This is a genomic window from Neobacillus sp. PS3-12 (assembly GCF_030915385.1).
GTDB lineage: Bacteria > Bacillota > Bacilli > Bacillales > Cytobacillaceae > JAEVLT01.
Genome location: NZ_CP133268.1, coordinates 2,844,316 through 2,863,331 on the forward strand (window position 1 = coordinate 2,844,316; position 19,016 = coordinate 2,863,331).

The 19,016-nt window shown below is 38.5% G+C and carries 21 protein-coding genes; 17 read left to right on the forward strand and 4 right to left on the reverse strand.

What is annotated here, in order from left to right:
• Nucleotides 1-37: 37 nt before the first annotated feature.
• From RCG17_RS14515 to tsaD, 10 genes are all read left to right on the forward strand, one after another.
• On the forward strand, nt 38-907 hold the full coding sequence (locus RCG17_RS14515) for a carbohydrate ABC transporter permease (RefSeq protein WP_308170910.1): 870 nt from the start codon (nt 38-40) through the stop codon (nt 905-907).
• A 12-nt stretch (nt 908-919) separates the two neighbouring features.
• Nucleotides 920-1,762: a carbohydrate ABC transporter permease gene (locus RCG17_RS14520; protein WP_308170911.1), complete on the forward strand. Its 843-nt coding sequence runs from the start codon at nt 920-922 to the stop codon at nt 1,760-1,762.
• Nucleotides 1,763-1,784: 22 nt separating this feature from the next.
• A complete protein-coding gene (locus tag RCG17_RS14525; protein WP_308170912.1) occupies nt 1,785-2,474 on the forward strand; it encodes an N-acetylmannosamine-6-phosphate 2-epimerase in 690 nt (229 codons plus the stop codon).
• A gap of 63 nt (nt 2,475-2,537) precedes the next feature.
• Nucleotides 2,538-3,422, forward strand: a complete 885-nt coding sequence (locus RCG17_RS14530; RefSeq protein WP_308170913.1) for an ROK family protein — start codon at nt 2,538-2,540, stop codon at nt 3,420-3,422.
• Nucleotides 3,423-3,438: 16 nt separating this feature from the next.
• Nucleotides 3,439-4,293, forward strand: coding sequence for a MurR/RpiR family transcriptional regulator (locus RCG17_RS14535; RefSeq protein WP_308170914.1), 855 nt, complete (start codon nt 3,439-3,441; stop codon nt 4,291-4,293).
• A 253-nt stretch (nt 4,294-4,546) separates the two neighbouring features.
• Complete coding sequence (gene nagA / locus RCG17_RS14540; protein ID WP_308175849.1) at nt 4,547-5,737, forward strand: N-acetylglucosamine-6-phosphate deacetylase; 1,191 nt, start codon at nt 4,547-4,549, stop codon at nt 5,735-5,737.
• A 361-nt stretch (nt 5,738-6,098) separates the two neighbouring features.
• A complete protein-coding gene (tsaE, locus tag RCG17_RS14545; RefSeq protein ID WP_308170915.1) occupies nt 6,099-6,554 on the forward strand; it encodes a tRNA (adenosine(37)-N6)-threonylcarbamoyltransferase complex ATPase subunit type 1 TsaE in 456 nt (151 codons plus the stop codon).
• Complete coding sequence (gene tsaB, locus RCG17_RS14550; RefSeq protein ID WP_308170916.1) at nt 6,551-7,249, forward strand: tRNA (adenosine(37)-N6)-threonylcarbamoyltransferase complex dimerization subunit type 1 TsaB; 699 nt, start codon at nt 6,551-6,553, stop codon at nt 7,247-7,249. The genes tsaE and tsaB overlap by 4 nt, the downstream gene beginning before the upstream one ends.
• Nucleotides 7,250-7,270: 21 nt before the next feature.
• Nucleotides 7,271-7,720, forward strand: a complete 450-nt coding sequence (gene rimI, locus RCG17_RS14555) for a ribosomal protein S18-alanine N-acetyltransferase (protein ID WP_308170917.1) — start codon at nt 7,271-7,273, stop codon at nt 7,718-7,720.
• The gene (gene tsaD / locus RCG17_RS14560; RefSeq protein WP_308170918.1) at nt 7,717-8,742 is read left to right on the forward strand and encodes a tRNA (adenosine(37)-N6)-threonylcarbamoyltransferase complex transferase subunit TsaD; all 1,026 of its coding nucleotides are present in this window, start codon (nt 7,717-7,719) and stop codon (nt 8,740-8,742) included. Before rimI ends, tsaD begins: the two co-directional genes overlap by 4 nt.
• A 296-nt stretch (nt 8,743-9,038) precedes the next feature.
• Here the strand turns inward: tsaD and RCG17_RS14565 are convergent, their stop codons facing one another.
• A complete protein-coding gene (locus tag RCG17_RS14565; RefSeq protein ID WP_308170919.1) occupies nt 9,039-10,955 on the reverse strand; it encodes an ABC-F family ATP-binding cassette domain-containing protein in 1,917 nt (638 codons plus the stop codon).
• A 172-nt stretch (nt 10,956-11,127) separates the two neighbouring features.
• Here RCG17_RS14565 and moaC point away from each other — a divergent pair, with 172 nt between their 5' ends.
• From moaC to RCG17_RS14590, 5 genes are all read left to right on the forward strand, one after another.
• Entirely contained in the window at nt 11,128-11,622 is a 495-nt protein-coding gene (moaC, locus tag RCG17_RS14570; RefSeq protein ID WP_308170920.1) for a cyclic pyranopterin monophosphate synthase MoaC, read from the forward strand.
• Nucleotides 11,623-11,649: 27 nt separating this feature from the next.
• The gene (locus RCG17_RS14575) at nt 11,650-12,342 is read left to right on the forward strand and encodes a redox-sensing transcriptional repressor Rex (protein ID WP_308170921.1); all 693 of its coding nucleotides are present in this window, start codon (nt 11,650-11,652) and stop codon (nt 12,340-12,342) included.
• A 244-nt stretch (nt 12,343-12,586) separates the two neighbouring features.
• A complete protein-coding gene (locus tag RCG17_RS14580; protein ID WP_308170922.1) occupies nt 12,587-13,210 on the forward strand; it encodes a YhbD family protein in 624 nt (207 codons plus the stop codon).
• Nucleotides 13,211-13,221: 11 nt separating this feature from the next.
• A complete protein-coding gene (locus tag RCG17_RS14585) occupies nt 13,222-13,950 on the forward strand; it encodes a polymer-forming cytoskeletal protein (RefSeq protein ID WP_308170923.1) in 729 nt (242 codons plus the stop codon).
• Entirely contained in the window at nt 13,950-14,660 is a 711-nt protein-coding gene (locus RCG17_RS14590) for a cytoplasmic protein (RefSeq protein ID WP_308170924.1), read from the forward strand. Before RCG17_RS14585 ends, RCG17_RS14590 begins: the two co-directional genes overlap by 1 nt.
• A gap of 43 nt (nt 14,661-14,703) precedes the next feature.
• Here RCG17_RS14590 and RCG17_RS14595 read toward each other — a convergent pair whose 3' ends face one another.
• The gene (locus RCG17_RS14595) at nt 14,704-14,898 is read right to left on the reverse strand and encodes a YdiK family protein (RefSeq protein ID WP_308170925.1); all 195 of its coding nucleotides are present in this window, start codon (nt 14,896-14,898) and stop codon (nt 14,704-14,706) included.
• A complete protein-coding gene (locus RCG17_RS14600) occupies nt 14,895-15,617 on the reverse strand; it encodes a CPBP family intramembrane glutamic endopeptidase (RefSeq protein ID WP_308170926.1) in 723 nt (240 codons plus the stop codon). Before RCG17_RS14600 ends, RCG17_RS14595 begins: the two co-directional genes overlap by 4 nt.
• Before the next feature lie 278 nt (nt 15,618-15,895).
• Between RCG17_RS14600 and groES the strand changes: the two genes are divergently transcribed.
• Nucleotides 15,896-16,183, forward strand: coding sequence for a co-chaperone GroES (gene groES, locus RCG17_RS14605; RefSeq protein WP_308170927.1), 288 nt, complete (start codon nt 15,896-15,898; stop codon nt 16,181-16,183).
• Between the two features lie 46 nt (nt 16,184-16,229).
• Nucleotides 16,230-17,885 (forward strand): chaperonin GroEL, encoded by a 1,656-nt coding sequence (groL, locus tag RCG17_RS14610; protein WP_308170928.1) that lies wholly within the window; start codon nt 16,230-16,232, stop codon nt 17,883-17,885.
• A 219-nt stretch (nt 17,886-18,104) separates the two neighbouring features.
• Here the strand turns inward: groL and RCG17_RS14615 are convergent, their stop codons facing one another.
• Entirely contained in the window at nt 18,105-18,794 is a 690-nt protein-coding gene (locus RCG17_RS14615) for a hypothetical protein (protein ID WP_308170929.1), read from the reverse strand.
• Nucleotides 18,795-19,016: the final 222 nt, after the last annotated feature.

A 19,016-nucleotide genomic window follows, 5' to 3' on the forward strand; every position in this document is an offset into this window, starting at 1 on the left:
AAAGGGGCTTAAGTTTTTAGAAAGGTAATGGGTCCCTATGAAAAATAATTCTTTAAAAGAGAATATGACTGGATACTTGTTTATCGCACCACAGCTTATACTCTTTCTCGTATTTCTCGTCTATCCAATCATAGAGGGTATAAGGTTAAGCTTATTCCGAATTAATTATTTAGATCAGGTTTTTGTTGGATTGGATAACTACCGTACCTTATTTTCAGATCCTGTTTTTGTTAAATCCACAGTGAATACCATCGTTTTCGTTATCTTTATAGTTGCCCTGACTGTTGCCTTTGCCTTATTTGTATCTGCAGCCGTTTTTGATAAAAATGCAAAATACGTTTCTTTTATCAGAGGTAGCTATTATATTCCAGTAATGGTTTCAATGGTTGTTATGAGTATGGTGTGGAGCTTCCTATTAAATCCCGCCAATGGACTAATTTCATATGTCGTTCAACAAGTGTCCCATACAAATGTTAACTTTTTAGGTAATCCTAAAACTGTATTGCCTGTCATTATTTTTGTTACATTTGCAACAAATGTGGGGCAGGCGATCATTCTTTATATTGCTTCAATGATCGGTGTACCGAAGGATCTTTTTGAAGCTGCCGAAGTGGATGGCGCAAGTAGATTAACAATTATCTTTAAAATCCTGATTCCACTGGTTAAACCAACGACCGTTTATATTACGATCATGAACATTATTGCTGTTTTAAAAATCTTCGTTGTCATCCAGTTATTAACCGGTGGAGGACCAAATAATGCATCTACAACTCTAATGTATTTCTTATATAATAATGCCTTTAAGTATAATCAGCTAGGCATTGCATCCGCTGTAGGTGTAATTATGTTTTTAATTACATTGGTTTTATCAATTCCACAATTAAGATCTATGTTTAAGAAGGATTAGAGGTGGCAGACCATGCAGAAAAATAAACCTAAAAAAAAGAGAGAAACAATTGATGTTGTCGCTAATGTAATCATTATCTTTTTTGCAATATTAAACTTATTTCCTCTTTATTGGCTTTTGACAAGTTCACTTAAGAATAGCTCTGATGTGTTAAAAATGCCTCCTGATTGGTTTCCAAAAACGATATCGCTTAGTAATTATGTGGATGTCTTTCAAAATCAGCCGGCAATAAGATGGGCATTTAATAGTATTGTTGTATCTCTAGTAACGACAATTGCTGTTATTATTGTAAGCTCTCTTGCAGCATATGCATTTTCAAAGCTTAATTTCAAAGGGAAAAACATCATTTATATCATTTTTATTTCGAGTTTGATGATCCCAAAAGAGGTTATGATTGTACCTTTATTTAGAATTATTCAAAACTTCCACATGGTAAACACGCTTCAAGGCATGATATGGCCAAACGTTGCCACAGCATTTGGGGTATTTTTACTTAAAGGATTTTTTGACTCAATCCCGGATTCGCTAAGAGAAGCAGCAAAGATCGACGGAGCGGGAGAATTTTATATTTTTTATAAAATCATCATGCCAATTGTAAAACCAGGTATTGGAGCATTATTTATTCTTAACTTTGTTCAGGTTTGGAATGATTATCTCTGGCAGCTGATTGTCGGTCAGGATGCATCCTCCAAAACGTTGATGGTGGGGATCGCCTCATTAATGCAGGACTTAAATCCTAACTTTGCCTATAAGATGGCAGGAGCCACAGTTGCTGCAGTTCCGATGTTGTTAATCTTCCTTTTCTTCCAGAAATACTTTACAAAGGGATTGGCAATCGGTGCAGAAAAAGGATAAATAATAACTGGAGATGTTACAGATGAGGAATAAAGAAATGTTTAATAAAATAAAAGGAAAGCTGATCGTTTCTTGCCAGGCCCTACCTGAGGAGCCGCTGCATAGTTCCTTTATTATGAGCAGGATGGCTTATGCAGCAATGCAGGGCGGTGCGAGTGGAATTCGGGCTAATACTGTTGAAGATATAAAGGAAATAAAAAAGGCCGTAGACTTACCGATTATTGGAATTATTAAAAGTGTAAGTGAAGGTTCAGAGGTATTTATCACGCCTACAATGAAAGAAATTGACCTTCTGTACAATGAGGGCGTTGATATAATCGCCCTTGATGCAACAAATCGGATCAGACCCGATGGAACAACGATCAGTACTCTATTCCCAATGATTCGAGAAAAATACGAAGATCAAATCTTTATGGCTGATTGCTCCACCTACGAAGAAGCAAGAGAGGCTTATCGGTTAGGATTTGATTGCTTAGGGACTACTTTATCCGGCTATACCCCCTATACAAAAGGTAAAAAATTACCTGATCTTGAATTAATTGAAAGATTGGTCAAAGATTTTCCTGTCCCAATTATTGCCGAAGGTGGAATTTCAACTCCGGAGGAATTAAGAAGTGTCTTTGATTTAGGAGTTCATGCTGCAGTTGTTGGCTCCGCCATTACGAGGCCTTTTGAGATTACAAAGAGATTCATGCAGGCAATTAAGCAATAAATTTTCATTGGGAGATTCATGAAACTGGCTTTTTAAGGTATACTTTTGGGTGGGGTGAAGAAAGTGAAAATTTTAGCAGCCGATATTGGTGGAACATCAATTAAGGTTTGCGTTTCGGATCTTGAAGGAAATATTGAAAACTTCAAAGAATATGATACAGAAAGTAAAAAAGGCGGAAAGTATTTAGTTGAAAAACTAATTCAGATAATTACCAGTTATGGAAGCTTCGATGCTATTGGAATAAGTACTGCCGGTCAGGTAGACTGTAGTACGGGGACCATTATTTATGCGAATGAGAATATTCCTGGCTACACAGGTACAAGACTTAAGGAGATTTTGGAAGATAGATTTAAGGTTCCTGTGAAGGTTGAAAATGACGTGAATGCGGCGGCTTTAGGTGAGAAGTATTTTGGAGCCGGAAAAAGGTTCGATGACTTTCTTTGTTTAACCTATGGGACCGGGGTTGGTGGGGCTATTATGATCGCTTCAACCATATATAAAGGGTCTAATGGCATTGCAGCGGAATTTGGACACATCATTACTCATCCTTTTGGTCGTCCATGTAATTGTGGAAACTTTGGCTGCTATGAAACATATGCCTCTACAACCGCATTGGTGAAAAATGCACTGGAAATTGATCAACAATGCCTAAATGGCAGGGAAATTTTTAAGAGAGTGCAGCAGGGCGACCAGCGTTTCGAAAGCTTAATTAAAGATTGGATCACCGAAATCTCATTAGGTTTAGTGTCACTCATTCATGTATTCAATCCGCCGGCAATGATAATCGGTGGTGGTATAATGGAGCAGGAGGGCCTCGTTGAAATGGTTTCACACCAAGTTAAAACATTAACGATGAAAAGCTTTTCTAATGTAGAAATACTTAAAGCTTCATTAGGAAATAAAGCTGGGATTCTCGGCGCTGTATCCCTTTATTTAACCAAGGATTAAAAGAAGCAGGTGCAAAATGGCGAAGGTAGATATTTTATCACTCATCCGTGCAAGCTATAATTCGTTTACAAATACAGAAAAAAAAATTGCGGATTACATTCTAGAAAATATAGTAGGTGTGATCTATATGTCGATTACTGACTTGGCTGATGCTTGTAATGTTGGCGAGTCAAGCGTGTTCCGATTTTGTAAAACCATGGACCTAAAGGGTTACCAGGAATTTAAAATTGCTTTGGCTCATAGCCAGTCACTTGATGAAGATGCTCCAGTCCTTTCAAGTGAGATCACCAAACAAGATACGATTGGTGATTTATCGTCGAAGATCCTAACAACAAACGTAAATGCACTCACAGAAACGTTTAACTTAATTAATGAAAATGAAATCTCAAAAGCAATTGATGTAATGGTCAAAGCGAAAAGAATTCACTTTTTTGGTGTTGGTGCGTCGCTTATGACGGCAATGGAAGCGAAGAATAAGTTTATGCGGATCACCAATAAAACAGAGTGTTCCTTTGATTCTCACCTTCAGATTATGACAGCAGCTTTATTGACGGAAGAAGATGTTGCGATTCTTATTTCTTATTCAGGATCAACGAAAGATACCATTGATGTGGCAAAGTTGGCAAAAGAAAATGGAGCAAAGCTTATTTGTATTACAAGGTTTGCAAAATCCCCACTCACAAGTTATTCCGATATTACTTTATTGTGCGGTTCAAACGAAGGTCCGCTTCAGGGGGGTAGCCTTTCTGCAAAGATATCCCAACTGTACCTGCTGGATATTCTTTATGCCGAGTACTTTAGAAGAACACAAAAAGAATCTACCCTCAATAAAGAAAGTACTGCCAAGTCAGTAATTGAGAAAATGTTATAAAGTTTGATCTTTGGAAATATCCAGCTTAAGGTGAACATACCTGCGGGATTGCGTTGAAAAAATGCAATCTTGCAGAATATTTGTACACTTCCGAAATAGTTTTTTCTTTCCAATTTCCCTCCGAAAAGTAAGTCGGCAATTGTTTGAAAAAATCTCCCCCTAATTTCTTCTGAAAATATATAGACTCCTAAACCAATTGAACAATAAAGAATGGATGATAAGAAATGTTGAATCAGAAAGGGTGATAGCAGTGATCCAAAAAGTAAATAATCTATTGTTAAAGAATGTTCAAGTATTTTCTGAGAGTAATAGGATCGAAAACGGTTATATAAAAATTAAAAACCAAAAAATAATAGAACATGGATCTTTAAACGAACTCGTTAATGAAGATGATTTTGCCATCGTAGAACTTTCACCGAAATGTAAGGCGGTTCCCGGCTTCATTGATGTTCATATTCATGGTGTTAGTGGCGCAGATACGATGGATGCTACAAAAGAAGCACTCGAGACAATGGTAACGGCTCTTCCAAAAGAAGGAACAACTAGCTTTTTAGCAACGACCATGACCCAAGAGATAACGCAAATTGAAAAAGCATTAAGGAATGTAGGGGATTATATTCAAATAGAACAATCTCCGGGCAAAACAGAAATACTGGGGATTCATCTTGAAGGCCCATTTGTAAATGCAAAAAGAGCTGGAGCTCAACCTGGTCAATATATTATTGATCCGAATCTTGACCTTCTGAAAAGATGGGAGGATCTCTCAAAAAATACTATTAGGTTAATCACGCTTGCACCTGAACGGCCCTGTGGACTAGAAATGATCAGCTATTTAAAAGAGCGTGGAATTATTGCATCCATTGGTCATACTGATGCCACATTTGAAGAGGTAAACGAAGCAATCGAAGTCGGTGCAAGCCATGTAACCCATCTGTATAATCAGATGAGAGGGCTGCATCATCGTGAGCCGGGAGCAGCAGGGGCAGCATTGTTGCGCAGTGAGCTGATGGCAGAAATGATTGTTGATGGCATCCATGTAAGACCGGAAATGGTTGAGCTTGCATATAAACTAAAACAAAGAGACGGATTAATTTTAATAACGGACTCTATGCGGGCAAAATGTTTAAAAAATGGTCATTATGATTTGGGAAATCAGGATGTAACTGTTGAAGATGGAAAAGCGTTTCTTAGTGACGGAACCCTTGCTGGAAGCATTTTGAAATTGGGACAGGCAGTAAAAAATATTGTAACCTTTACAGGCTGTTCTTTGGAAGATGCTATTCAAATGGCCTCTGTGAACCCAGCCAAACAGCTGAATATCTATGATCGTAAAGGCAGCATCTCAAATGGAAAAGATGCTGATATCGTAATTCTTGATGAGAATTTGGAAGTTTTTATGACATTCTGCCGAGGACAAGTTGCCTTTCAAAAGGAGGAAAACTAATGGAAATTATTGAGGTGATAGATTACCAGCATCGGTGTTAAAATGCCATCCTCATGTTACTATCATTGCAGATGAGGCCGCTGTTGCAAATTCAAAGATTAGTGTTGAGGGGAAGTGATTCCTCTCCTTAAGGTATTATTGAAGAAACTTTATAATTGAAAATTGATCACGGCACTTCATTAAAGTCCACGACCAAAAATAATGCGTTTTGTGCAAAGTGTTTTTGCTCATAAGCCAAAAATCATGTAAACTACAGTTATGAACAGAATCCTTAGGTATTTGACCAAGGGTTTTTTTGTACGTTTAAAAAAACCTCAATTTTGAAATAAATGCGGATAGGTTATAATTAAAAGGTGATCAAATGAATCAATATACAATCCAAACAAATAATGCCGAGCAGACAGCGCAATTTGCTGAAAGATTAGCGTCCCAACTTAGCCCGGGAGATGTCATTGCCCTTGAAGGGGATCTCGGTGCTGGTAAAACGACCTTTACAAAAGGGCTTGCAAAGGGGCTTGAAATTAAAAGAACGGTTAACAGCCCAACATTTACAATTATAAAAGAATACCATGGCAGACTCCCGCTGTATCATATGGATGTTTACCGGGTTGAAAATGCCTTCGAGGATTTGGGGTTTGATGAATACTTTGAAGGTGACGGCGTAACGGTAGTGGAATGGGCTCATTTAATTGAAGACCAGCTGCCTAAAGAGCGATTAACGATCTATCTTTACCATGAGGACAATGATAATCGAAAAATTGTATTAAAGCCTCTCGGAAAAAGATATGAGCAATTATGTAAGGAGATTATCTCATGACTGTTTTAGCGATCGACACATCTAATCAAGCATTAGGGGTGGCGCTTTATGATGAAGATAAAGTCATTGGCGAGTATATAACGAATTTGAAAAAAAACCATTCGGTTCGAATTATGCCTGCGATTCAACTGTTAATGAAGGACTGTGAACGGAGCCCTAGAGATTTAACCAAAATCGTTGTTGCACAAGGGCCTGGCTCTTATACAGGTGTACGCATTGGGGTCACGATTGCCAAAACGTTGGCTTGGTCGTTACATCTGCCGCTAGTCGGTATTTCTAGTCTTGAAATTCTTGCTGCAGGAGCAGGCCGTTATTTTAATGGAGCCGTTGCACCAATATTTGATGCACGTAGAGGACAAGTTTATTCTGGCCTATATCGGTTTCAAAATAATGAACTTGTAACTGTTCAAAACGATGCATTGGTCATGATGGCAGAATGGGCAGAAAAACTAAAGCCTACGGAAAAGCAGATTCTTTTTATAGGAAATGATTTAAACATTCATCGCCCGACGATTGAAGAAATTCTTGGGGACCAAGCGATTTTTGCGGAAGTAACAGAAAATAATCCACGGCCTTCTGAGCTTGCATTATTGGGAAAAGATAAACCTGCTGAGGACATTCACTCGTTTGTTCCCAATTATATTAGGTTGGCAGAAGCGGAAGCAAAGTGGTTAGAGGCCAGGGGTCAAAAATAAATAGGGATAGGAATAGAGAGAATGGATGAATCAATCGTTTTTCGGTTTATGAGGGAAGAGGATATTGATCAGGTTTTAGAAATTGAGCATGCGTCCTTTGCAACGCCATGGAGCCGAGAGGCCTTCTATAATGAGCTTAACATGAATAAATTTGCGGTTTATATCGTACTTGAAGTAGATCAAAAGGTCGTAGGATATTGTGGCGTGTGGGTGGTTATTGATGAGGCACATGTAACCAATATTGCAATCCTTCCAGAATATAGAGGAAGAAAATTTGGTGAAGCATTAATGCAAAACCTATTTGATGTAGCTAAAACGATGGGGGCAAAAAGCATGACGCTTGAAGTTCGGGTTACAAATTATGTTGCCCAAGCCTTGTATCGCAAGTTTGGTTTTCAAAAGGGCGGCTTACGTAAAAATTATTATACTGATAATCAGGAAGATGCACTAGTAATGTGGGTGAAATTATGAAAAAAGACCAATGGGTGATGGGAGTCGAGTCCAGCTGTGATGAGACTGCCGTAGCGATTATAAAAAACGGAAGAGAGATAGCAGCTAATGTTGTGGCTTCTCAGATTGAGAGCCATAAACGCTTTGGTGGAGTTGTACCTGAAATCGCCTCCCGTCACCATGTCGAGCAAATTACAATTGTATTAGAGGAAGCGATGAATCAAGCGGGTCTTGACTTTTCTGATCTTGATGCGATAGCTGTAACAGAAGGACCTGGGCTGGTGGGGGCTTTGTTAATCGGAGTGAATGCGGCAAAAGCACTAGCTTTTGCTCATGGTCTTCCCCTTGTTCCTGTTCATCATATTGCCGGGCATATTTATGCCAATCGTTTAGTAGCGGAAATGAAGTTTCCACTTATTGCCCTTGTCGTTTCAGGCGGACATACTGAACTGGTTTATATGAAGGAGCATGGGCACTTTGAAGTAATTGGGGAAACAAGAGACGACGCTGCCGGTGAGGCCTATGATAAAGTGGCCAGGACCTTGAATTTAACCTATCCTGGCGGCCCGCAAATTGATCGGTTGGCACAAGAAGGAAAAGCAACGATTGACCTTCCGCGTGCGTGGCTTGAGGAAGATTCCTATGACTTTAGCTTTAGTGGTTTAAAATCAGCCGTGATTAATACGGTTCATAACGCCGAACAACGCGGCGAAACGATAATACCTGAAGATTTAGCAGCGAGCTTTCAAGCAAGTGTGGTCGAGGTGCTTGTGAAAAAAGCAGAAAGAGCTGTGGCTGAATATGGGGTAAAGCAAATATTGTTAGCTGGCGGCGTTGCTGCAAATAAAGGACTGCGAGCAGCATTAAGCGAGGCTTTTGCTAATAAAGAGGATATTGAATTGGTTATTCCGCCGTTATCTTTCTGTACAGACAATGCTGCTATGATTGCTGCTGCCGGAAGTGTCATGTTTGAAAAAGGAAAACGTGCTGAATTAACCTTAAATGCGAATCCAGGGCTTGAAATTGAAAAATATAACGACTAATGACATCTGAAGAACCATTCCAATTCGATACTATATATGGCATGGAAAAATTGACCTTATGCTTTATATAGTAACCGAAAGTGGAGTTGGTTCTTTTTTGTGGATAACTTTTTAAAAAATTCACTGAAAGAATTAAAAATTGTTAATAACTTGGAGTTATTCAGTGGATGATGTGGATAAGTGGGATAACTTCTGTGGATATTGTGGAAAACCTTTTGGAAGGTTTAAATGTTAGCCTTTTAATTGTGAATAAGTTTGTGGAAAAATGGGTGGGAAAAATTCCCACCCCTTTATAGTCATTCTGCCAATGCAGCCCATTCATCCATTAGCTGCTCGAGATCCGACTTGGCCTTGTCATTTTTTTGCGTAATTTCTAGTACTTTTTCGTGATTCTGAAAAATATCAGGATCACAGAGCTGCTGTTCATAGCTGCCAATCAATTCTTCAAGTTCTTCAATCTTTAATTCAAGCTCTTCTAACTTCCGCTTTTTCTGTCTTTCTTGTTTTTTGACTTCTTTGTCTTGTTGATAACTGGTTTTATCTTGCGATTCCTGAGGGACGACTGTTTTGGATGTTAATTTTTCAAGCTGCTCCAGCTCTTCCATTTCCGTTTTCTTTTCAACGTAATAATCATAGTCGCCAAGATACTCTGTACTGCCCTCACTGCTTAATTCTAAGATCTTAGTAGCGATTCGATTGATAAAATAGCGATCATGTGAAACAAACAAAATAGTTCCAGGATAGTCGATTAAGGCATTTTCAAGAACTTCCTTGCTGTCGAGATCAAGGTGGTTGGTCGGCTCATCCAGAATTAACAAATTAGCCTTTTCTAACATTAATTTTGCTAGTGCCAGCCGTGCTTTCTCGCCGCCGCTTAAGGTAGAAACAATTTTGAGGACATCATCACCGGAAAATAAAAAGTTCCCAAGAGTAGTTCGGATTTCTTTTTCTGGTTTAAGTGGATAGTCATCCCAAAGCTCGTTTAATACCCGTTTGTTAGAAGTTAATTCAGCCTGTTCCTGGTCATAGTATCCAATTGAAAGGTTTGACCCGTATGAAAAAGTGCCGCGAAGTGCTGGCTGCTTTTTAATGATTGTTTTAAGCAGCGTGGATTTACCAATACCATTTGGCCCCACAAGTGCAATGCTATCTCCTCGGGAAATACGAAACGAAATCCCCTCAGAAACTTTTTTATCGTTATACCCAACAGAAAGAGAATCTACCTTCAGTACATCATTTCCACTTTGTTTTTCAATTTCAAAAGAGAAGTAGGCAGACTTCTCATCGCCAAGAGGTCTATCCATACGATCAATTTTTTCAAGCTGTTTTCGGCGGCTCTGTGCTCTTTTGGTTGTAGAGGCCCGAGCTAAATTTCGTTGGATAAAATCTTGCAGGTCAGAGATTTCCTGCTGCTGTTTTTCATAAAGCTTCATTTCACGTTCATAATTTACTGCTTTTTGATCCAAATAAGAACTGTAATTGCCAGTGTATTTCCTAATCTGATGGCGGGATACCTCAGAAACTTGAGTTACCACCTTATCGAGAAAGTAGCGGTCATGTGAGACAATTAAAATGGCACCGTCATAACCTTGAAGGTATTGCTCAAGCCAAGAAAGGGTGTCAATGTCTAAATGGTTGGTAGGCTCGTCTAAGATTAAGATATCAGGCTTTGTCAGTAATAGCTTTCCAAGGGCAAGGCGTGTTTTTTGCCCTCCGCTCATGCTGGCAATCAGGGAAGATTGATCATGAAAGTTTAAACCGTGCAAGACCGAACGAATATCGGCTTCATATTGATAGCCGCCTTGTTCTTTAAACTTTATCTGCAATTGATCGTATTCTTTAAGAATACTTTCATATTTGCTTTGATTGTTATAAACAGCAGGATCCGCCATTTCCGTTTCTAATTTCCTCAAGGACTTTTCCATATTCTGAACATGCTCAAATACAGTCAGCATTTCATCCCAAATTGATAAGCTGGATTCTAAACCGGTGTTTTGGGCCAAGTAGCCAATGTTTACTTCTTTTGGTTTGATAATTTCACCATCATCGAACGAGAGGTGACCGGCAATAATCTTCAGCAAGGTCGATTTCCCAGCACCATTCCGTCCAACAAGGGCAACACGATCACGGGATTGTAATTCAAGCTTTATATTCGATAAAATAAGATCAGCACCATAATACTTTGAGAGTTGATTCACTTGTAATAAAATCATATTTTTTCACCTCAATACTAGAAATAGTTTACCGTATTCCTGATAAGTCGGCAATAAACCCGATATATATAGATGTAAATAAGGCTCCGGAACTATTTTTATAGATAATCGTTCAAAGTTTCACAGACATAAATGATAAAATAGTGTATTATTTACAGGGAGGACTATATTTATGGCGGATTTTACACATTTCAATGATGAAGGCAGAGCAAAGATGGTGGATGTAAGTGAGAAATTAGAAACCATAAGGACTGCCCTTGCTCATTCAAGTATAACTGTTAACAAAGAAATATTCGAAAAGATAACAAATAACGAAATAAAAAAGGGTGATGTATTAGCTGTTGCCCAAGTTGCAGCGGTTATGGCAGCAAAGAAGACGTGGGATATTATTCCAATGTGTCACCCCATTCCACTACAAGGGATCAATGTTTCATTTACTTGGGAAAAAACTGATAAAGAACAATACACCTTATTGATTGCTACATCGGTTAAAACAAAAGGGAGTACGGGAGTGGAAATGGAAGCGCTAACAGCTGCCTCCGTTTGTGCATTGACCGTATATGATATGTGTAAAGCCGTTGACAAAGGGATGGTAATTGGACCAACATACTTGATAGAAAAAACAGGCGGAAAAAGTGGGGACTTCAAGAGAACCCAACAAGTTTAATGAGTTCAAGTGAGGTGAGGAAGACGTATGAGTAATGATACTGTAAAAATACCACAGGCAACAGCAAAACGGCTGCCCTTATATTATCGTTTTTTAAATGCCCTGCATTCTTCTGGCAAGCAGAGGGTTTCGTCAGCAGAATTGAGTGAAGCAGTAAAAGTGGATTCTGCAACAATCCGCAGAGACTTTTCTTATTTTGGAGCTTTAGGAAAGAAAGGTTACGGCTACAATGTAAACTACTTGTTATCCTTTTTTAGAAAAACACTGGACCAGGATGAATTAACAAGAGTCGCCCTCATTGGGGTCGGTAACTTAGGTACAGCATTCCTTAATTATAATTTTATGAAAAATAATAATACCAAAATTGACTGTGCGTTTGATGTAGCTCCTGAAAAGGTTGGAACCAAAATAGGGGATGTTACCGTTTTCCATATGGATGACATCGAGAAACGCTTACTAGAGGAGAATATTTCGGTTGCGATTTTAACAGTGCCTGCCCCTGTAGCACAACCAATTACTGACAGTTTGGTAAGGGCAAATGTTAAAGGTATTTTAAACTTTACGCCAGCAAGATTAAATGTCCCTTCATCAATAAGGGTACATCACATTGATTTGGCTGTGGAGCTTCAGTCACTTGTATATTTCTTAAAGCATTATTCCAATGACACTGTAGTGGAAGATGAAGCCGAAAAAGAAGTTGAACTGGAAGAAGAAATCTAAATAGTAAATGAAGAGACCTGTTTACATTCGTAAATGGGTCTTTTTTAATAAATTCGGATTCAATGTACCCGTACAGGAGAAGAAACAGGGTGCAAAGTAACATAGAGAGCTTCTATGTGCCCTTACAGATACAAAATCAAAGAAAAGGTAATATAGAGCCAATGTTCATTCTGTGAACAAAACAAACCAAGTTTACAACGTAACAGTGTTATGTTACATTAATAACAGAAGGGGGTTTTCTAAAATGAGTGAAGAGTTAATTTCCAAAAAAGATTTGTTAGAGTTGACCGGAATCTCCTATGGACAGTTGTATCGGTGGAAACGGAAAGATTTAATTCCAGAAGAATGGTTTGTTAGGAAATCGACCTTTACCGAACAGGAAACATTTTTTCCAAAAGAAAAGATTCTAGACAGAATTAGCAAAATTCAAGAGATGAAAGAAAATCTGTCCTTAGATGAACTAGCGGAGATGTTTTCTCCAAACATATCTGATTTAAATTTAAATATAGATGAATTAATAAAACGTAACATTGTTTCGGAAACTGTACTTCAGTTTTACCTGGAGAATGATCTGCGTGGCAGCCAATTTGATTTATCACGAGTCGTAGAGGTGTATATTCTCGAAAAATTACTGCAATCCGGTGATATCAATCTTGAAGAAGGTAAAATGATCTTTCATGTCTTAAAAGATAATGAAGAAGTCATTAAACAAAAAAGTTGTGAAATAGTCATGACTCGTAAGCTGGGAGTTTCTAGTTGTCTATTACTCATTAACGCAGAAGACTTTCACGTTGAAAAAGGCACGAAGGTGATTGCGCGAGTTCCATTGCTCCAGCTTCTGGAGGAAATAAAAACGAAACTAGGGTAGAGGTGAAAAGAATGGAAACGAAAAATAGGGGCGATTTAACGATAAATGGTTTTGGGGCATCAAATGGCGGAGAGTTCAATCGGGTCGTTTTGAATGGAAAGGGGACAGTTAACACTGATGTTGCCTGTGTCGATTTTGAATGCCATGGAAATGGGTTAGTTAATGGAAATCTAAACGCTAGATCGGCAAGAATAAGTGGAAATGGAAAAGTTGCCGGGAATATTGAGGGCGAAATTTTAAGTATTGAAGGCAGAGGGAAAATTGAAAAAAACGCGGTTGTCAAAAAGGTGAAAATTTCTGGGAGTGCCACCGTTGGCGGTTCTTTAAAAAGCGAAGAAATAAAAGTAAGGGGTAGGCTGACTGTTGGCGAAGATTGTGAAGCAGAAATTTTCAAAGCGGAATGTCATTTTTCTATTGGCGGTTTATTGAATGCTGATGAGGTAGATGTACGAATATATGGGGAATGTAAGGCAGAAGAGATTGGCGGGCAAACGATCATGATTAAACAGAAAACATCGTTAATGGGTAATTTATTTAAGTCTTTTTTTCAAAACTCGTTGGATGTTCGTTTAATCGAAGGAGACCATATTGAAATTGAAAATACCAATGCAAAAATTGTTCGCGGCAACCATATTACCATTGGCCCTAATTGCAATATTGGCTTGGTTGAATATACTGGCAGTTTAACTAAACATAAAAAAGCGGTTGTCAATGAGGCTGTAAAGGGTGGGGATTATTGATGGCGAATACACAAAATCTGGTTATTAATGGATCAGGAAGTTATTCTGGAGGCCGTTACGATAAAATCGTCATTCGAGGAGAGGGGACGATTGTAAATGATATCGAGGGTTCCGTTTTTAAAACATATGGAACAAGCGAGATGGCTGCAAATGTAAAGGCTGATTCGATGCGAGTCTTCGGTGAAGCAGAAATTCAAGGAAGTTTGTCTTCAAGGAAATGCCTTGTCATGGGAACGATGTCGATTAAAGGGAAGTCCAAAATAAATGACTTAAAAATCCGTGGAATGATGGATGCAGGCACATGCCTAAATGGGAAAAAAGCGGATATTAAGGGTAGTCTATCGGCAGATGGCGATGTCGAGTTTGATTCATTTAGCTCGGTTGGCAGCTTTGAAATCAAAGGATTGCTAAGTGCCGATACCATTCATGTCAGGCTGAGACACAGTCATAGTACAGCTGAAGAAATTGGCGGCGGAAAAATTATCGTAAAAAGAAAATCGTTATTGATTCCGTTTATCAAAGATGAAGGGCATCTCGCAGCTAAGGTGATTGAAGGCGATCATATTTATCTTGAAAACACAGAAGCTCAAATTGTTAGAGGGAATAAGGTAGAGATAGGTCCCGGCTGCACGATTGGACAGGTAGAGTACACTGACAGCTTTAACCAGGATAAAGACTCCACAGTAAAAATAAAGACTAAATTACAATAAAAAATGAAAAGGCTGTTTCACGAGATAGTGAAACGGCCTTTATTCAACCTTTTTTCTTAAAAAATACCGATGAAAGAATCATCTTTAAGCCTGAACCGCAATCAAACGTTGCAAGGACAACAAGTAAGATAGTGAAAATCCCCCAGCCGCTTTCTTGTACATTTTGGATCGCAAAGTAAATAAATAACAGCCCGAGAAATAGATAGATGATGCCGGAAAACAAAGGTGACGTTCTCATAAGAATCCTCCGATAAAGTTTTGAATCCCATGTACAGTTTTGCTAAGTTTATCGATATCCCCTTTATAAACGAACTGGATTAATACGACAAAGGTATTCATTGCTATGTGAGCAAACATCGGTACAATAATATGCTTTGTTTTCACGTACAAAAAGGCAAAGGTAAATCCCATGGACGAATACAAAAGGATATGCTGCGGCTCTTGATGGGCCAAAGCAAAAATGACTGAACTGATAAGAGCGGAAATAAAGAAGTTAAAACGTCCGTAAAGTCCCCCGAAAATAATTTTTCGAAAAACAATCTCTTCTAAAATTGGTCCAATGATTGAACTTACTAGAACCGCTAATGGGAATGTTTGAATAATTTTTAGTATTTCCTTTGTGTTATTTGACCCAAGAGGGACTCCAAAAATTTGTTCAATATTGGCTGCTACAGATTGTGCAAACAGGGCGATAAATACTCCGGATATAGCCCATGCCAAGGATCCGCCAATAGAACTTCCCTTTCGTTCAAAGTTAGATGTTTGGAATTCTTTTCTAAGAATAAACAGGATGATAATAAGGGTGATAGAAAAGCTAAAAATCAGCCAGTATGGAATGGCAAGAGCGGGGTCCTTTCCCATCTTATGAAGTAAACCCATTATGAGGGGAACTCCGATAAAGCTGGATAGCTGCATAGCAATATAGATAATTAGGATCAACCAATACTCCCGTTTCAAGTTGTAATCTCCTTTAAATTTTTCAAGATACTAATATCCATTTTACTCCTAATGTTGAGTTTGTATCAAATGAGAACATTTATTATGTATGATTTAGAATTTGATGTTACATACTTTTAAGGTTGCAAATAGGGATTATCAATTTCTTGTAAATTTTTCTGCTTCCCGCTTGCAAAAAATAATTAGATTATTTATTATAATAATTGTGTTAGCACTCAAGACAAGGGAGTGCTAATAATGACAGAAAATATCATAAATATTTGAGGAGGTTGTTTAATTTGTTAAGACCATTAGGTGATCGCATTGTCATTGAGCTTGTTGCTTCAGAAGAAAAAACTTCAAGCGGTATTGTATTGCCAGACACTGCAAAGGAAAAGCCTCAGGAAGGAAAAGTTGTTGCCGTTGGCACAGGACGTGTTCTTGATAGTGGTGAGCGTGTAGCACTTGAAGTTTCTGTAGGTGACCGCATTATCTTCTCAAAATACTCTGGTACTGAAGTAAAATATGAAGGTACTGAATACTTAATCGTCCGTGAAAACGATATTCTTGCTGTAATTGGAGAGTAATTGACGGAACAAACATAATTAAAAAATTCGAGGAGGTTTCTATATAATGGCTAAAGATATTAAATTTAGTGAAGACGCTCGTCGTGCAATGTTACGCGGGGTAGATGCGTTAGCAAATGCTGTTAAAGTAACTCTTGGACCAAAAGGACGTAACGTGGTACTTGAGAAAAAGTTTGGTTCACCGCTTATTACAAATGACGGTGTAACAATTGCAAAAGAAATTGAATTAGAAGATGCATTCGAAAACATGGGTGCTAAGCTTGTCGCTGAAGTAGCCAGCAAAACAAATGATGTTGCCGGTGACGGTACAACAACAGCAACTGTTCTTGCTCAAGCAATCATTCGTGAAGGCTTAAAGAACGTTACAGCGGGCGCTAACCCAATGGGTATCCGTAAAGGTATTGAAAAGGCTGTTGGAACAGCAATTGAGGAATTAAAAGCTATTTCTAAACCAATTGAAAACAAAGCATCTATCGCTCAAGTAGCTGCTATATCTTCTGGTGATGAAGAAGTAGGGCAATTGATTGCTGAAGCTATGGAGCGCGTTGGTAACGATGGTGTTATCACCATTGAAGAATCTAAAGGCTTCACAACTGAATTGGATGTAGTTGAAGGTATGCAATTTGACCGTGGCTATGCTTCTCCATACATGGTTACCAATACTGATAAAATGGAAGCTGTTTTAGATAATCCATATATCTTAATTACTGACAAGAAAATTGCCAGCATTCAAGAAATCCTACCTGTTCTTGAGCAAGTCGTACAACAAGGCAAACCATTATTAATGATTGCTGAAGATGTTGAAGGTGAAGCACTTGCTACTTTAGTAGTAAACAAACTTCGCGGAACATTCAATGCTGTAGCTGTTAAAGCTCCTGGATTTGGTGATCGTCGTAAAGCAATGCTTGAAGATATCGCTGCTCTAACTGGTGCAGAAGTAATCACAGAAGAACTTGGCCGTGATCTTAAATCAGCTACAATCGCTTCTTTAGGCCGCGCTGGTAAAGTTGTGGTAACGAAAGAAAACACTACAATCGTTGAGGGTGCTGGAGATACAGCTGCAATCGGAGGCCGTGTAAACCAAATCCGTGCTCAATTAGAAGAAACTACTTCTGAATTTGATCGGGAAAAATTACAAGAGCGTCTTGCTAAATTAGCAGGCGGTGTAGCCGTTATCAAAGTTGGTGCTGCTACTGAAACAGAATTAAAAGAGCGCAAGCTTCGTATTGAAGATGCCTTGAACTCAACTCGTGCTGCAGTTGAAGAAGGTATTGTATCAGGCGGTGGCGTTGCCCTTCTAAACGTATACAACAAAGTTGCAGGAATTCAAGCTGAAGGCGACGAAGCAACAGGTGTTAACATCGTTCTTCGTGCCATCGAAGAACCAGTTCGCACAATCGCTGCTAACGCTGGTCTTGAAGGCTCTGTAATCGTTGAGCGCCTAAAACGTGAAGCAATTGGAACTGGCTTCAACGCTGCTACTGGCGAGTGGGTAAACATGATCGAAGCTGGTATCGTTGACCCAACTAAAGTAACACGTTCAGCTCTTCAAAACGCTGCATCTGTTGCTGCTATGTTCTTAACAACTGAAGCAGTTGTTGCTGACAAACCAGAACCTGCTGGTGCCGGAATGCCTGATATGGGCGGAATGGGCGGCATGGGTGGAATGGGCGGCATGGGTGGAATGGGCGGCATGATGTAATAGCTGCTCAACCCCTTGATATATAAGGATTTTTAAAGGTTTTGCTAACAAAATGCTAACATTTGAAGGCTTCTCATGAGTTGACCAAACTTTTGAGAAGCCTTTTTCTTCATTTAAGTGTGTCCCAGCCTCTGAGGGGTTTGGGTTTCATTTATTCCCGCTATCGTGCCGCTTTATTGATAATCAGTTCAGGCTCACTAACTCCTATACCTATTTAGATTATTCGATGAAAGTAATGTTTATTTTGTCTTTTAAATCCTTTTTTAGCTCTCTCTGGTAGAACAAAAAAAATTCTTTTATTGGATATTGAACGATTGGATCTTTTTGATTAAAGGTAATCCCGGAATCTTTCATGTCCTTAATTAGCTTTTTCATTGAAACTGTGAGATTTTCCCCTAGCTGATGTATACTGATCCATTTTAAAATGAATTTGCGCCAATTTGCTGAGGGTCCATCTATAAAATAATCTCCTCTAATTGGACGAGAAAATAATTTATCTTTTAACTTTTCACGTACTTTTTCATCTTTGGCTTCGTTAGCAGGAACATACTGTGGGTGAATGGGCCAATTAGTCTTTTTAGAGAATGTTCTACCTGTTTTTTTATACCATTCCCATTCCTCTGGGGACATACTAATAGGTCGTTCATTGGCGACTTTTGTTCTAGCCAGCATTTCCTTTTCTATTTGTTCGTCTGATATTTGCTTACTTCTAAAATCATGATTATTGGGCGTATCTTCTTTATATTCATATGGTGTTTTTTCACTAGTTTCAAATTTTATTTCATCATTTCGCTGCAGTGATTCAAAAGCCTCTTTTTTAGCTTTTTCTTTTTCTTCTGTTTGTCTAATCTTATCCAATAGCGATAGCATAAATGCCTGGCGTAGATCTTCTTCATTTTCAGAAAACAATAAGAAATTATCCCGTTCATTATTTAATGTAAGAGCTAGTTCCAAAGTGATTGTGGGTTGCGAAAGTGTGCAGAAGGTTAGATTTCTATTATTTTTCTCTACTATTAAAAAACGGATAATTTTACAGATCCTATTTTCGGTATTTACATAGGCGATACTTCGAGTATCAATTGGGAGCTGCAGAATACTAAAGTTTGGATCTATAAAATCTAATGATATCCC